This window comes from Plantactinospora sp. KBS50 (assembly GCF_002285795.1).
Taxonomy (GTDB): domain Bacteria; phylum Actinomycetota; class Actinomycetes; order Mycobacteriales; family Micromonosporaceae; genus KBS50.
In genome coordinates, this window is record NZ_CP022961.1 from 5,394,857 (window position 1) to 5,408,743 (window position 13,887).

General features: G+C 71.8%; 13 protein-coding genes and 1 pseudogene. All 14 read right to left on the reverse strand.

Features of this window, described 5'->3' with window-relative positions; genetic code table 11:
- Window positions 1-28 precede the first annotated feature (28 nt).
- The 14 genes and pseudogenes from CIK06_RS23245 to prmC all read right to left on the reverse strand — a co-directional run bounded on the left by CIK06_RS23245 (window position 29) and on the right by prmC (window position 13,875).
- The gene (locus CIK06_RS23245; RefSeq protein ID WP_095566593.1) at window positions 29-1,198 is read right to left on the reverse strand and encodes an LCP family protein; all 1,170 of its coding nucleotides are present in this window, start codon (window positions 1,196-1,198) and stop codon (window positions 29-31) included.
- A 175-nt stretch (window positions 1,199-1,373) separates the two neighbouring features.
- Window positions 1,374-2,828: a F0F1 ATP synthase subunit beta gene (gene atpD, locus CIK06_RS23250; RefSeq protein WP_095566594.1), complete on the reverse strand. Its 1,455-nt coding sequence runs from the start codon at window positions 2,826-2,828 to the stop codon at window positions 1,374-1,376.
- The gene (locus CIK06_RS23255; RefSeq protein ID WP_095566595.1) at window positions 2,828-3,763 is read right to left on the reverse strand and encodes a F0F1 ATP synthase subunit gamma; all 936 of its coding nucleotides are present in this window, start codon (window positions 3,761-3,763) and stop codon (window positions 2,828-2,830) included. The genes atpD and CIK06_RS23255 overlap by 1 nt, the downstream gene beginning before the upstream one ends.
- Before the next feature lie 10 nt (window positions 3,764-3,773).
- On the reverse strand, window positions 3,774-5,426 hold the full coding sequence (gene atpA, locus CIK06_RS23260) for a F0F1 ATP synthase subunit alpha (protein WP_095566596.1): 1,653 nt from the start codon (window positions 5,424-5,426) through the stop codon (window positions 3,774-3,776).
- A 55-nt stretch (window positions 5,427-5,481) separates the two neighbouring features.
- Window positions 5,482-6,303 carry a F0F1 ATP synthase subunit delta gene (locus CIK06_RS23265; RefSeq protein ID WP_095566597.1) on the reverse strand — a complete coding sequence of 274 codons (822 nt, stop codon included), beginning with the start codon at window positions 6,301-6,303 and terminating at the stop codon, window positions 5,482-5,484.
- Window positions 6,303-6,860, reverse strand: a complete 558-nt coding sequence (locus CIK06_RS23270) for a F0F1 ATP synthase subunit B (protein ID WP_095566598.1) — start codon at window positions 6,858-6,860, stop codon at window positions 6,303-6,305. Before CIK06_RS23270 ends, CIK06_RS23265 begins: the two co-directional genes overlap by 1 nt.
- 30 nt (window positions 6,861-6,890) lie before the next feature.
- The gene (locus tag CIK06_RS23275; protein ID WP_095566599.1) at window positions 6,891-7,115 is read right to left on the reverse strand and encodes a hypothetical protein; all 225 of its coding nucleotides are present in this window, start codon (window positions 7,113-7,115) and stop codon (window positions 6,891-6,893) included.
- A gap of 73 nt (window positions 7,116-7,188) precedes the next feature.
- A complete protein-coding gene (gene atpB / locus CIK06_RS23280) occupies window positions 7,189-7,989 on the reverse strand; it encodes a F0F1 ATP synthase subunit A (protein WP_095566600.1) in 801 nt (266 codons plus the stop codon).
- 13 nt (window positions 7,990-8,002) lie between these two features.
- A complete protein-coding gene (locus CIK06_RS23285) occupies window positions 8,003-8,236 on the reverse strand; it encodes an AtpZ/AtpI family protein (protein WP_095566601.1) in 234 nt (77 codons plus the stop codon).
- A 254-nt stretch (window positions 8,237-8,490) separates the two neighbouring features.
- Entirely contained in the window at window positions 8,491-8,904 is a 414-nt protein-coding gene (locus tag CIK06_RS23290) for a hypothetical protein (RefSeq protein ID WP_095566602.1), read from the reverse strand.
- A 330-nt stretch (window positions 8,905-9,234) separates the two neighbouring features.
- Window positions 9,235-11,318 (reverse strand): annotated as a pseudogene (locus CIK06_RS23295) (transglycosylase domain-containing protein); the annotation flags it as partial.
- Between the two features lie 110 nt (window positions 11,319-11,428).
- The gene (locus tag CIK06_RS23300) at window positions 11,429-12,175 is read right to left on the reverse strand and encodes a phosphotyrosine protein phosphatase (RefSeq protein ID WP_095566603.1); all 747 of its coding nucleotides are present in this window, start codon (window positions 12,173-12,175) and stop codon (window positions 11,429-11,431) included.
- A complete protein-coding gene (locus CIK06_RS23305) occupies window positions 12,176-12,820 on the reverse strand; it encodes an L-threonylcarbamoyladenylate synthase (RefSeq protein ID WP_095568069.1) in 645 nt (214 codons plus the stop codon). It lies immediately after the preceding gene.
- A 221-nt stretch (window positions 12,821-13,041) separates the two neighbouring features.
- On the reverse strand, window positions 13,042-13,875 hold the full coding sequence (prmC, locus tag CIK06_RS23310; RefSeq protein ID WP_095566604.1) for a peptide chain release factor N(5)-glutamine methyltransferase: 834 nt from the start codon (window positions 13,873-13,875) through the stop codon (window positions 13,042-13,044).
- Window positions 13,876-13,887: the final 12 nt, after the last annotated feature.

Below are 13,887 nucleotides of genomic sequence, written 5' to 3' on the forward strand. Positions count from 1 at the left end.
GATCCTGACACCAACCCGCCGGGCGGGGTCAGCGGTCCTTGTTCCGCAGGTCCGGGTGCTCGGCGAGGAATTCGCCGACCCGATCGGCCCGGACGGACGCGAAGAAGTCCTTCGCGACCGGCAGCAGCCGCTCACCGCGATAGCCGGAGCCCTGGCCGATGGCCTCGCCCGGCAACCTGATCATCTCGATCGAACTCGCCCGCAGGTCGCGCAGGGCCAGCGCCCACTCCGCGACGTCGTTGCCCCGGCCGTTGAAGATCAACGACTCGCCCGCGGCGCGCAGCACGGCGTCCAGCTTGAGCGGGTTGCTCAACACGTCCCGACCGAACGCCTGCGCCACCATGGCCCGGACGAACTGCTGCTGGTGGCGCTGCCGGTCGTAGTCGCCGTGGGGCAGGCCGTAGCGCTGCCGCACGTAGTCCAGCGCCTGCCAGCCCTTCAGGTGCGCCGACCCCTTCCGGTACGTCGCCTGCGGACCGGTGTAACCGCCGCCGCCCGGCCGCAGGGTCCGCAGGCTCCCGTCCGGCTGGCGGTGCTCGGACTTCACGTCCGTGTCGATGTACAGGTCGACCCCGCCCATGGCATCGACGATCCGTTGGAACCCGCCGAAGTCGATGATGGCGCCGGCGTCGAACCGCTTGATTCCGGTGTACGCGCCGATGGTCTTGGAGAGCAGTTCGAAACCCCGGGCCGGATCGGGTTCGGCCTGACCGGGAACCTGGCTGCCGTACGCCATGGCGCCGTTGATCTTCCCATGGCGGCCCCGGAAGCCGGCCTTGGCGAACGCCGGGATGTCCACCACCAGGTCGCGCGGGATGGAGAACAGGTACGCCCGGTCCAGCGACCGCTCGACGTGCAGGATCATGATCGAGTCGGACCGCGGCGGCTCGTTGACCTGGCCCGCCCGCGGGTCGATGCCGACCAGCAGCAGGTTCAGCGGCCCGCGGATGTCGCTGGTGGGGGTCGGCGAGCCGGCCGCCTCCTCGCCGAACAGGTCCGCCTCGACCACGGTGTTCTCGTACCGGCCGACCAGGGCGTGCGCTCCGAGCGCCGCGCCGCCGCCGAGCAGTGTCAACAGCACGCCCGCGATGAGGCAGATCCGCACCCACCGCGGCCGCCGACGCCGCGCCGGAGCACCGGCGTTCTCCTCCGACCCGCCGGTCCCCGCCTCTGCCACAAGGCCGAAGATACCTCGCATCCGTCACATCGGCGCGTCGAGCGGATGTCGGGACGTCGATGCCGGGCCGTCGATGCCCGGCCGTCGACGCCGGGCCGTCGACGCCGGGCCGTCGGTGCCGGACGCCCGCAGACGGCGACGGGCCGCGCCGGCGGGTGCCGGTGCGGCCCGTTGCATGTCGCTGACGGGTCGGGCGTCAGTCCTTCATCAGGTCCTTGGCCTTGCGCTCCAGGTCGTCCAGGCCACCGCACATGAAGAACGCCTGCTCGGGGAAGTGGTCGAACTCGCCCTCGCTGATCTTCTTGAACGCCTCGATGGTCTCCTTGATCGGGACCGTCGAGCCCGGCACGCCGGTGAACTGCTCCGCGGCGTACGTGTTCTGGGACAGGAACCGCTCGATCCGCCGCGCCCGGGTCACGGTGAGCTTGTCCTCCTCGGACAGCTCCTCGATGCCGAGGATGGCGATGATGTCCTGCAGGTCCTTGTAGCGCTGCAGGATCCGCTTGACCTCGGAGGCCACCGCGAAGTGCTCCGCGCCGACGTACTGCGCGGAGAGGATCCGCGAGTACGAGGCCAGCGGGTCCACCGCCGGGTAGATGCCCTTGTCGGAGATCGACCGCTCCAGGTTCGTGGTGGCGTCGAGGTGGGCGAACGTGGTCGACGGCGCCGGGTCGGTGTAGTCGTCGGCGGGCACGTAGATCGCCTGCATCGAGGTGATGGCCTGGCCCCGGACCGAGGTGATCCGCTCCTGGAGTTCGCCCATCTCGTCGGCCAGCGTCGGCTGGTAACCCACGGCGCTCGGCATCCGGCCGAGCAGGGTGGAGACCTCCGAACCGGCCTGGGTGAAGCGGAAGATGTTGTCGATGAAGAGCAGCACCTCCTGCTTCTGCACGTCCCGGAAGTACTCCGCCATGGTCAGCGCGGACAGCGCCACCCGCAGCCGGGTGCCCGGCGGCTCGTCCATCTGGCCGTAGACCAGCGCGGTCTTGTCGATGACGCCGGACTCGGTCATCTCGGCGATGAGGTCGTTGCCCTCACGGGTCCGCTCCCCCACGCCGGCGAAGACCGACGTACCACCGAAGTTGTTCGCGACCCGGGTGATCATCTCCTGGATGAGCACCGTCTTGCCCACGCCGGCGCCGCCGAACAGGCCGATCTTGCCGCCCTTGACGTACGGCGCGAGCAGGTCGATGACCTTGATGCCGGTCTCCAGCATCTCGGTCTTCGGCTCCAGGTCCGCGAAGGCGGGCGCCTTGCGGTGGATCTGCCAGCGGTCCTTGACCTCCAGCTTCTCCCCCGGCTTGAGGTTGAGGCACTCGCCGATGGCGTTGAACACGTGCCCCTTCACCGCGTCACCCACCGGGACGGTGATCGGGGAGCCGGTGTCGCGCACCTCGACCCCGCGGACCAGGCCGTCGGTCGGCTGCATCGAGATCGCCCGGATCATGTTGTCGCCGAGGTGCTGGGCGACCTCCAGGGTCAGCGTCTTCTCGCCGCCGGAGAGCGACACGTCGACGTGCAGGGCGTTGAACAGGTCCGGCATGGCGTCGCGCGGGAACTCTGCGTCGACGACCGGGCCGATGACCCGGACCACGCGACCCGTGGCCGTCTTGGTCTCTGCCGGTCCCCCGGCAGCGGTGGAAACAGTCATCACACTTCACTTCCCGCCGCGGCCAGCGCGTTCGCGCCGCCGACGATCTCGCTGATCTCCTGGGTGATTCCGGCCTGGCGAGCCGAGTTCATCTCTCGGGTGTACTTCTCGATCATCTCTTCGGCGTTGTCGGTGGCGCTCTTCATCGCCCGCCGCCGGGCCGCCGACTCGCTGGCCGCCGAGTCCAGCAACGCCGCGTAGATCCGCGTGTTGATGTACTTCGGCAGCAGCGCGTCGAGCAACGCCTCCGCCTCCGGCTCGAACTCGTACGCCGGAAGCAGGCCCTTGGCCTCCGACCGCGGCCGCTCCTGCACCTGCATCGGTCCGAGGATCCGGGCCACGGGCGTCTGCGTCATCAGCGACTTGAACTCGGTGGCGACGATGTGCAGTTCATCCACGCCGTGCACGCCGTCGGCGCCGGGATGCCCGTCGGTGTCGTCGGCGCCCGCGATGAACGCCTTGATCAGCGTCTCACCGACCTCGCGGGCGTTGGCGAACTCCGGCTGCTCGGAGAAGCCCGTCCAGCTCGCCTCGATGGGCCGGTTGCGGAACCGGTAGTAGCCCACGCCCTTGCGGCCGATGACGTACAGCACCGGCTCCTTGCCGTCGGAGCGCAGCCGCGCCATCAACGACTCGGCGGTGCGGATCGCGTTGGAGCTGTAGCCGCCGGCCAGCCCGCGGTCGCTGGTGATCAACAGCACGCCCGCCCGCCGCACCCGCTCGCGCGCGGTCAGCAGCGGGTGGTCGATGCGCGCGTTGGACGCCAGCGCCGTGAGCACCCCGGTGATGGCTTCGGCGTACGGCAGGGACGCCGCCACCCGCGCCTGGGCCTTGGCGATCCGGCTCGTCGCCACGAGCTCCATCGCCTTGGTGATCTTCTTCATGGACTTCGCCGCGCGAATCCGTCCGCGAAGAACGCGTACCTGTGCCGCCATGTCCGCAGCCCTACTGCTCGACCGGGCGGTCGGTGGTGCCGCCGCGGAACCGGGTCACGGTCTCCCGGGCCTGGTCGCCCTCCAGCGGCTTGGCGGGAGCGTCGTTGACCACGCGCTCGTCCTCCTTGCCGAGGAACATCTGCTTGAACCGCGCGACGGCCTCGTCGAGCGACGAGATCAGCTCGTCGTCCCACTTGCCGTCCGCGATCGCCGCGAGCGTGCCCTCGTGCTGGTGCCGCAGGTACTCCAGGAACTCGGACTCGAACCGCCGGACCTCGCCGACCGGGATGTCGTCGAGCTTGCCCTCGGTGCCGGCCCAGACCGAGACGACCTCGTGCGCCACCGGGTAGGGCGAGTAGTTCGGCTGCTTGAGCAGCTCGACCAGTCGCTCACCGCGGTCCAACTGCTCGCGGGAGGCCTTGTCCAGGTCCGAGGCGAAGGCGGCGAACGCCTCCAGTTCGCGGTACTGGGCCAGGTTCAGCCGCAGCGAGCCCGACACCTTGCGCATCGGCTTCACCTGGGCGGCACCGCCGACCCGGGAGACCGACGTACCGACGTTGATGGCCGGCCGGACACCCTGGTTGAACAGGTCGGTTTCGAGGAAGATCTGCCCGTCGGTGATCGAGATGACGTTGGTCGGGATGAACGCCGAGATGTCGTTGGCCTTCGTCTCGATGATCGGCAGGCCGGTCATCGAGCCGCCGCCCATCTCGTCGGAGAGCTTCGCGCACCGCTCCAGCAGCCGGGAGTGCAGGTAGAAGACGTCACCCGGGTACGCCTCGCGGCCCGGCGGGCGGCGCAGCAGCAGCGACACGGCCCGGTACGCCTCGGCCTGCTTGCTCAGGTCGTCGAAGACGATCAGGACGTGCTTGCCGCCGTACATCCAGTGCTGGCCGATGGCCGAGCCGGTGTAGGGGGCCAGGTACTTGAAGCCGGCCGGGTCCGAGGCGGGCGAGGCGACGATGGTGGTGTACTCCATCGCGCCGGCCTCCTCCAGCGTGCCCTTGATGGACGCGATGGTGGAGCCCTTCTGGCCGATCGCCACGTAGATGCAGCGGACCTGCTTCTTCGGGTCGCCGGAACGCCAGTTGTCCAGCTGGTTGATGATCGTGTCCACGGCGACCGTGGTCTTGCCGGTCTGCCGGTCCCCGATGATCAGCTGCCGCTGGCCCCGGCCGATCGGGGTCATCGCGTCGATGGCCTTGATGCCGGTCTGCAACGGCTCGGAGACCGACTGCCGGGCCATCACGTTCGGCGCCTGGAGTTCCAGCTCCCGGTAGCCCTCGTCGGTGATGTCGCCGATCCCGTCGATCGGCTGCCCCAGCGGGTCGACGACCCGGCCCAGGAAGGCGTCGCCGACCGGCACCGAGAGCACCCGGCCGCTCCGCTTGACCCGCTGGCCCTCCTCGATCCCGGCGAAGTCACCCAGGATGACGACACCGATCTCCCGGATGTCGAGGTTCAGGGCGACGCCCAGCGTGCCGTCCTCGAACTCCAGCAGCTCGTTGGTCATGGTCGAGGGCAGTCCCTCGACGTGTGCGATGCCGTCGCCGGCGTCGGCGACGGTGCCGACCTCCTCGCGGGAGACGTCGGGCGAGTAGGAGGAGACGTAGCGCTCCAGGGCGCCGCGGATCTCCTCCGTCGAGATGGTCAGCTCGGCCATCCTCTGCTTCCTCTATTCAGGGCCCGGTTAACCGGAACGGCGTGGATGTCTCGGGTCAGCGCTTTGTGAGCGCGTTGCGGGTTTCGGTCAGCCGGCGCAGGACCGTGCCGTCGTAGAGATCGGCACCGATCCGGACGCTCATACCACCGAGGATCGCCGGGTCCACCGCCTGCATGACGGTGACCTCCCGACCGTATAGCGCGGACAGACGGGCGCCCAGCCGTTGCTCCTCGGCCTCGCTCAGCGCGGCCGCGACCGTCACGTAGGCGACCTGCTGGTCGCGCCGGGCGGCGGCCAGTTCGACCAGCCGGGACAGCGCGCCGTCGAACGACCGGCCGCCGAACCCGGCGAGCGCCACCTCGACGAGCCGGATGGTGACCGGCCTGGCCTTGCCCTCCAGCAGGTTGCGGGCCAGTTCGGCCCGCTGCCGGGCCGGGGCGATCACGTCGGCCAGCACACTGGCCAGCCGCGGATCGCCGCTGACCACCTGGCCGAACCGGAACAGCTCGTCCTCGACCTCGCCCAGCTCATCGGCGGCGTCGGCGCTGGCCAGCAGGGCCTCCACGCCGAGCCGTTCGATGCCCTCCAGCAGGTCGACCGAGGTGGACCAGCGACCGCTGACCAGCGCCCGGACCAGTTCGTTGGCATCCGAACCGATCTTGCCGGAGAGCAGGTCGGTCAGCATGGCCGCGCGGTCCGCGCCGGTCCGCGCCGGGTCGGAGACCGCCCGGCGCAGCCGCGGCTGGTCGCGCAGCAGCCGCCCGACCGCGAGCAGCTCGTCGCCCGTGCTGGCCACCGCCGTGGGCTCGGCGCCTCGCGCGTACGCGTCGAGGCGCTCCGCCGCGGCGGCGTACGACTCCCGGCTGGCGGCCTGCATCAGCGGGCCCCGGCCGGGGTGCCGTTGCCGGTCCCGGTCGATTCGAGGTCGGTGAGGAACCGCTCGACGGTGCCCCGGCGGCGGGCCTCGTCGGCCAGCGACTCACCGACGATCCTGCTGGCCAGGTCGACGGCGATGGTGCCGACCTCGGTCCGCAGCTCACGGACGATGGTCTGCCGTTCGGCGGCCAACTGCTCCCGACCGGCCGCGATGATCCGGTCGGACTCCTCGCGGGCCTTGGCCAGCACGTCGGTGCGGATTCCCTCGGCGTCGACCCGGGCGTCGTCCCGGATCCGGGCCGCCTCGGTGCGCGCCTCGGCGAGCTGGGCCTTGTACTGCTCCAGCAGCTGGTTGGCCTCGGCCTGGGCGGTCTCGGCGCGCTTGATGCCGCCCTCGATCGCGTCCACCCGGGCCTGGAAGGTCTGCTCCATGCGCGGGAAGACGAACTTCGCCAGCACGATGAAGAGCAGGGCGAAGGCGATCGAGCCGACCACGATCTCCTGCCAGATCGGCAGGATCGGGTTGTGCTCGGCGCCCTCGGCGGCGAGAAAGTACATGGTGACCTCCCGGTCGAGAGGGGGGACCGGTTATGCCTGGAAGACGAAGCCGAAGGCGATGCCCAGCAGGGCCAGCGCCTCGACGACGGCGAAGCCGATCCAGACGTACGGCAGGGTCATCCGGGACGACTCCGGCTGCCGCGCGGTCGACTGGATGTAGGCCGCGAAGATCAGGCCGACGCCGATGCCCGGGCCGATGGCTGCGAGGCCGTAGCCGACGGCGCTGAGGCTGCCACCAACTTCTACGAGGTTCATTACGGGATTCCTCCTGGTTATCTCGCGTGAGAGGTTCACGCGGGACGACAAACGGGCTGTGCGGTTGTGGAGATCAGTGCTCGTCGGCGACGGCGCCCTGCACGTAGCTGGCGGTCAGCACGACGAAGACGTACGCCTGGAGGACGGCGATCAGCGCCTCCAGGAAGGTCAGCGCGATGGCCATGATCCAGGAGATCACCGAGACCGGCTTGACGAAGACGCTCTGCGCGTTCAGCAGCACGAACCCGCCGACCGTGAAGACCAGCAGGATGATGTGCCCGGCGAACATGTTGGCGAACAGACGCAGGGCCAGCGTGAGCGGCCGGAAGACGAACGTCGAGGCCAGTTCGATCGGGATCAGGATCGGCAGGATGAAGCCGGGGGCCGGCGGGATCAGCGCGTGCTTCCAGTACTTGCCGAAGCCATGGTGCCGCATGCCCACCCAGATGAACATCGCGTAGCTGATCAGGGCCATGAAGGCCGGGAACGCGATGTGCGAGTTCGGCGATATCTGGAAGAACGGGATGATGCCGAACAGGTTCGTCAGCAGGATGAAGCTGAACAGCGTGGTGAAGTACGGCGCGAACGCCACCCCGCGGTGGCCGATCATGTCGACCGCGATGTTGTTCCGGACGAAGCCGTAGAGCGACTCGGCGATCCACTGCTTCTTGGTCGGCACCAGCTGCGGGTTCCGGTAGCTCAGCAGGAAGTAGATGATCAGGACGCCGACGGCGAGCCAGACCATCAATGTGATCTTGGTGATCCAGTAGTTGTTGTGCTCGCCCCAGGGCAGGATGCTCGGGAGGTAGAAGTCCTCCACGCTGGGTGGCCACGGAAGATCACTCTTCGCGAGCGCGACCGTCTGTCCGAACACCGCGTCCCTTCCCCTAACTCGGCGTGCCCATCCGGCGGACGACCAGGATGATGCCCCCGGTCATGCCGAGCACGACGCCCACGCCGGTGGCGATGCCCCCGGTGTCGAGCCACTGGTCGACCAGCCAGCCGATGAAGCCCCAGACCGCCATGCCCGCGATGAGGTAGCTGAGCGCGGTCCACCCCTGTCCGGCATCGGGCGGAGTGTCGCCGTTGCCGTGGGGACGGGGGTTCTGGTCACCGGTCATGACGCGCCGAACGATATCAGCCGGACAGATGAGGCTGAGCGTCACCCCCCGCACAACTTGGTTGTGTGGGCGCACCGGGAGGCGGAAGTCGTTCCCTGGCACGCTACTCCGCTCCGGCCCGTGCGCAACGTCCGATCACGCACCGTTTCGATGTGGTACGCGTCACATCGCCAGCGCGGTGTGCGGAACGGGTGTTGACAGCGGCCTCGCACGCCCCGACCGGCGACGCCGCACGAACCCGCCCCACCCCCTCCTCAGCGGCGGGGATGGACCGTCGTGATCCACCAGATGTGCGCACCGGTCCAGCCCACCACGCCAGCCACGACGCCGAGGCTGAACGGAACAAGTCCGTCCCAACCGGTGGCCGCGACGGCGAAGAACACCGCGCCCACCACCGCCAGCTTCACGCCGTACGCGCCGAGGCCGACCGGCAGCACCAACCGCGGGTTCACCGCGTCGGCGCGGGCGATCACGAAGGTCGAACCGAGGTAACTCAGAGTTATCAGGATGACACCGGCGGGGGCGCCGAGCGCGCCCGGAACACCGGCCGTCAGCGCACCGGTCAGGGCGGCCAATGCGGCCACCGCGACCGACGCGACGACCAGCGCCGGCAGGTGCCGGGTCCGCCAGCCGCGGTCGCCGTCCGCGCCGGCCGTGGTCCCGGTCATCGCAGGTCACCTCGCTCCGTCGACGCCGGCCGGCCGCTGCCGGCGCGCGGAACAGTCTAGCCGCCGTCGATCATGAGGCTCCGGGGGTCAGCGCGGCGCGGCCGGCACGACCGACCGGGTCGGCGCCGGGACGAGCGGCGCGGCCGGCTCGGCCGAGGCCGGTGGGACCGGCGAAACCGGCGGGGCAGGTGGGACCGGCGAGGCCGACGGAGCGACCGGGGCAGGCGGGGCCGCGGAGACCGGCGGTGCGGGTGGAAGCGGCGAAGCCGGCGGGGCGACCGGGGCAGGCGGGGCCGATGGGGCCGGCGATACAGGCGGGGCCGGCGGGCCGGCCGTGCCGAACGCCCCGGTCGGGCTCGGCGGCGGGAAGAACACCACGGGCTTGCCGCGCAGCGCCACCTCCAGCACCGTGCCCACCCCGGCCAGCACGTCCGCCTGCACCTCCTTGCCCACGGCGTCGTGCGGATCATCGGGGTTCGCGGCGATCGCCGCGACCGCCACCTGCGGGGTGTACGCCACCACGGTCTCGGTCGCGTACCCCTCGGAACTGCCGGTCTTGCCGGCGATCGGCCGGCCCGCGACAAGCTTGCGCAACTGCTCGCCGGTGCCGCCGTCGCAGCGCCCGTACGCGGACTGGTCGCCCACCGGGCAGCGGGCCGCGTCGTTGGCCGCCCGGGCGGTGTCCGCCCGCAGCACCCGCTGGCAGGACGGCTGCGCCACCGGCAGCGACCGCCCGCTCAGATCGGTGATCGAGGTGACCGGCAGCGGCTCGCAGTGGATCCCGTCGGCGGCGACCGTGGCGTACGCGGTGGCCAGGTCCAGCGGGGTGGTGGCCGAGACGCCGAGGGTGAACGGCCCCCACTCGTCGGCGCCGTCGGCCGCCAACTGGGCGTCGCTGTCGGCCCGGAACCGGATTCCCAGCCGCTGCGCCATGTCCACCACCCGGCCGGCGCCGACCTGCTCCTCCAGGTGCGCGAAGTACGTGTTGACCGAGCGGCCGAACGCGGACCACATGGTGCGCGGCCCGTCCATGTAGGCGGGCGTGGCGTTGACCGGGCACCAGCGGCCGCCGCAGCTGCCCGGGTCGTCCACCAGGTAGTGCGTGACCAGCCGGCTCGGGGCGTTGAAGACGGTGTTCAGCGGCAGCCCGGCCTCCACCGCGGCCAGCAGGGTGAACAGCTTGAAGCTGGAGCCGCCCTGGTAGCCCACGATGCCGCCGCCCCCGGCGACGAGCTGGTTGACGGTGTTCGGGTAGTTCGCCTGGCCGGGCGGATTGTCCGCGAGGCTGTAGTGCCGGTTGACCGCGAGCGCGAGCACCTGCCCGGTGCCCGGCTGCACGACCGCGGTGGGCACGGTCCGCGGCTTGTCGTAGCCGTACACGGCAAGCGTCTGGCTCAACGCGGTGGCCTGGATGGTCGGGTCGAGCGAGCTGACGATGCGGTAGCCGCCCCGCTGCAACGCCTGCTGGCGTTCGTCCACGGTGTCGCCGAACGCCTCCTGCTCCCCCACCACTGCATCAGGTAGTCGCAGAAGAAGCCCCAGTCGTCGTGCCCCGGACGCATGGTGGTGCAGTTTCCGGGCTGCTGGCTCGGGCGCAGCGCCGGCGGGGCCAGGTCGGCCGCGTCGCGTTCGGCCGCCGAGATCATGTCGAGCTGTGCCATCCGGTCCAGCACGTACGTCCGACGGGCCAGCGCGGCATCCGCGTCACCGTCGATCGGGTCGTACTCGTCCGGTGACTGCACCAGGCCGGCCAGCAGGGCCGCCTCCGGCAGGTCCAGCTTGTCCGGCGGCTTGGAGAAGTAGCGCAGGCTGGCCGCGGCGACGCCGTACGCGCCGGCGCCGAAGTAGGCGATGTTGAGGTAGCGGCCGAGGATCTCGTCCTTGCTGATCGTGCGCTCCAGTTCGAGCGCGTACCGCATCTCCCGCACCTTGCGGTCCAGCGTCGTCTCGGTGGCCGCGGCCCGCTCCGCGGCGCTCAGACCCGGATCGCTCTTGCGGACGTTTCGCACGTACTGCATGGTCAGCGTGGATGCGCCCTGCCGGTCTCCGCCGGTGTTGGCCACCAGCGCCCGGGCCACGCCCCACAGGTCCACCCCGCTGTGCTGGTAGAACCGGCCGTCCTCGGCGGCCACGATCGCCTGGCGCATCACCGGGGCGACCGCGCTCAGCGGGACGTCCTGGCGGTTCTCCGCGAAGAACGACGTGATCAGCGTGCGGCCGTCGTTCGCGTACAGGTACGAGCGGTGGGCCACCGGCGGGTTCCGCAGGTCGTCGGGGAGTTCCGCGCCGGCCATCCGGGACATGCCGTACCCGACCAGCAGCTGCGCCGGCAACGCGCCCACGCTGAGCACCAGGCCGCCGAGGACGCCGGCCATGATCACGGTGGCGACGAAGTAGGTCCGGGAACGCGCCATTCCGGCTCACCTCACGCGTCAGGTGGCGAATGTGTTGACGCGTCCCAGGATGAGCGGAATTGGAGCGTTATCTGAGGGTTTTCCGCGAAGCTCCCTCAACCGGGGTCCGGCTACGGGAGCAGCACCGCGGCCAGCGGGTGAACCGTCTCCTCGATCTCGTCGGCCACCCGTTCGAAGCACTGGTCGCCCCGGCCCCACGGGTCGTCGAGGTCGTCGCCCGGCTGCGGCGCCGCACCCCGGCGGGCGGCGTCGACCGCGGCCACCAGCGCGGTACCCCTGGCGTACACGGCCTGCGCACCGACCGGGTCCGGCGCCCCGGCGTCGGCATCCCCCGGCGCCGGCGCGGCGTCGGGGGGCGTCGGGGTCGCGGCGGCGGCGGCCACGGCCGGCAGCGCCGCGGCGTCCACCAGCGGCAGCAGCCGGCCGAACTCCCCGAGTACGAACGTCCGGGCGGCGGCGTCCGGGCGCAGCGCCAGCACGTACGACTGCTGGTCGGCCGTCGCGGTCAGGATCAGATCGGCCGCGTCGATGTGCTCCGAGCGGAGCCGGCGGGCGGCGAACCCGGTCGGGTCGGCACCCCGGGAGCGGACCTGCCGGGCCGCGGGCGGGTTCATCCCCTCCCCCTCGTGCCAGCCGCCGGTCCCGGCGCTGTGGCTGTACAGCAGCCGGTCGGCCAGCTCGGTCAGCTCCGCGCCGCCGGCCGCGTCCCCGGCCGCCGCGGCGCCGGACCCGCTCGACCCGGCCAGGTCGCGACGCCGGTCCAGCCGTTCCCGTACGGCCTGGCTGAGCAGCCGTTCCGCCATCGGCGAGCGGCAGATGTTGCCCATGCAGACGTGCAGGACGGTGAACGGCGGCACTCAGTCCTCCCTGTCGGCGATGTCCGGCACCACGTCCCGCAGCTTGTCCAGGGGGATCGCGCCCTCCCGCAGCACCCGGGGCGTCTCGCCGGTCAGGTCGACGATCGTGCTGGCCACCGGATCCGGGCAGGGCCCCGCCTCCAGGTAGGCCCGGACCGTGTAGCCGAGCTGCTCGCGGGCCTGCTCGGCGGTGACCGCGGCGGGCTGGCCGTGCTTGTTGGCCGACGAGACGGCCATCGGACCGGTCTCCCGGAGCACCTCCAGCGCCACCGGGTGCAGCGGCATCCGGACCGCCACCGTGCCGGCGAGGTCGCCCAGGTCCCACTGGAGGCTCGGCGAATGCTCCACCACGATCGTCAGCGCGCCCGGCCAGAACGCCTCGACCAGGTCCCGCGCGGCCATCGGCAGCGAGAAGACCAGCCCGTCGAGGGTGTGCCGGGAGCCGATCAGCACCGGCGGGGGCATCTGCCGGCCGCGGCCCTTCGCGTCCTGGAGCGCCTTCACCGCGTGCGGGGTGAAGGCGTCGGCGCCGATCCCGTACACCGTGTCGGTCGGCAGGACCACCAGCTCGCCGTTGCGGACCGCCTCGATGGCGGCGGCGATGCCACGGTCACGGTCGGCCAGTGACCGGCAGTCATAGAGCATCACGAGGAGCCAGTCTGCCACGCCGCGTCACCGGAGCGCGGAGCCGGTCCCGCGTACCGGAACCGGCCCGCCGGCGGACAAGCCGGGCCGGCCGCACCGGACCGGCCGCGGGCGACGGCGCGGCGCGGCGGGGCGGGGCGGCGGGGCGGGGCGACGGCGGGGCGCGGCGCGGCGGGGCGACGGCGGGGCGCGGCGACGCCGGGCGGCGGCGGCGGCGCGGTTCAGCGACGCCGGGCGGTGGCGAACCGCGGCCGGCCCGCCAGGTCCGGGTGGTCCGCCACCTCGGTGAAGGCGCCGTCGGCCCGCAGCAGGTCGGGCAGCACGGCGGCGTGCGTGTCGTCGTGCTCGATGCCCAACGATCCGCCGGGGCGCAGCAGCCGGGCCGCCAGCGTGATCACCGGCCGGATCACCGCGAGGCCGTCGCCGCCGCCGAAGACCGCCTCCGCGGGGTCGTACCGGTCCACCTCCGCCGGCACGGCGGTGCCGGCCGGCACGTACGGCGGGTTGCACAGCACGAGGTCCACCCGGCCGGACAGCTCGCCGAGCAGCCGCGGGTCGGCCACGTCCCCGGCCACCACCCGGATCGCCGGGTCGCCCGCCGCGGCCCGGTCGGCGGCGTTGCGGCGCAGCCAGTCCAGCGCGGCCGGTGAGCGTTCCACCGCCCAGACGCTGGCGCCCGGCAGCTCCTGCGCCACCGACAGGGCCAGCGCCCCCGATCCGCTGCACAGGTCCACCACCGTCGCCGGGTCCGGTCCGGCCGCCGCGATCCCCCAGCCGGCCAGCAGCTCCGTCTCCGGGCGCGGGATGAACACCCCCGGTCCCACGGCCAGTTCCAGGTGCCGGAACGGCGCGCTGCCCAGCAGGTGTTGCAGCGGTTCGCGCCGTACCCGCCGGGCCACCAGCCCGGACAGCCGGTCCCGCTGCGCGGCGTCCAGCCCCTCGGCCAGGGCCAGCCGGCCCCGGGGCACGGCCAGGACGTACCCGACCAGCAGCTCGGCCTCGGCGCGGGCCGCCGGCACCCCCGCGGCGGCCAGCGTCGCCGCCGTGCGGGCCACCGCGACGGACGG

What these genes read in the sequence shown, in the direction of transcription:
- CIK06_RS23290 (WP_095566602.1), bottom strand. Translation starts at nt 8,904, where the DNA reads ATGACCGGGACCACGGCCGGCGCGGACGGCGACCGCGGCTGGCGGACC.
- atpA (WP_095566596.1), bottom strand. Translation starts at nt 5,426, where the DNA reads ATGGCCGAGCTGACCATCTCGACGGAGGAGATCCGCGGCGCCCTGGAG.
- CIK06_RS23265 (WP_095566597.1), bottom strand. Translation starts at nt 6,303, where the DNA reads ATGCAGGCCGCCAGCCGGGAGTCGTACGCCGCCGCGGCGGAGCGCCTC.
- CIK06_RS23255 (WP_095566595.1), bottom strand. Translation starts at nt 3,763, where the DNA reads ATGGCGGCACAGGTACGCGTTCTTCGCGGACGGATTCGCGCGGCGAAG.
- atpD (WP_095566594.1), bottom strand. Translation starts at nt 2,828, where the DNA reads ATGACTGTTTCCACCGCTGCCGGGGGACCGGCAGAGACCAAGACGGCC.
- CIK06_RS23305 (WP_095568069.1), bottom strand. Translation starts at nt 12,820, where the DNA reads ATGCTCTATGACTGCCGGTCACTGGCCGACCGTGACCGTGGCATCGCC.
- CIK06_RS23285 (WP_095566601.1), bottom strand. Translation starts at nt 8,236, where the DNA reads ATGACCGGTGACCAGAACCCCCGTCCCCACGGCAACGGCGACACTCCG.
- CIK06_RS23275 (WP_095566599.1), bottom strand. Translation starts at nt 7,115, where the DNA reads ATGAACCTCGTAGAAGTTGGTGGCAGCCTCAGCGCCGTCGGCTACGGC.
- CIK06_RS23270 (WP_095566598.1), bottom strand. Translation starts at nt 6,860, where the DNA reads ATGTACTTTCTCGCCGCCGAGGGCGCCGAGCACAACCCGATCCTGCCG.
- CIK06_RS23245 (WP_095566593.1), bottom strand. Translation starts at nt 1,198, where the DNA reads ATGCGAGGTATCTTCGGCCTTGTGGCAGAGGCGGGGACCGGCGGGTCG.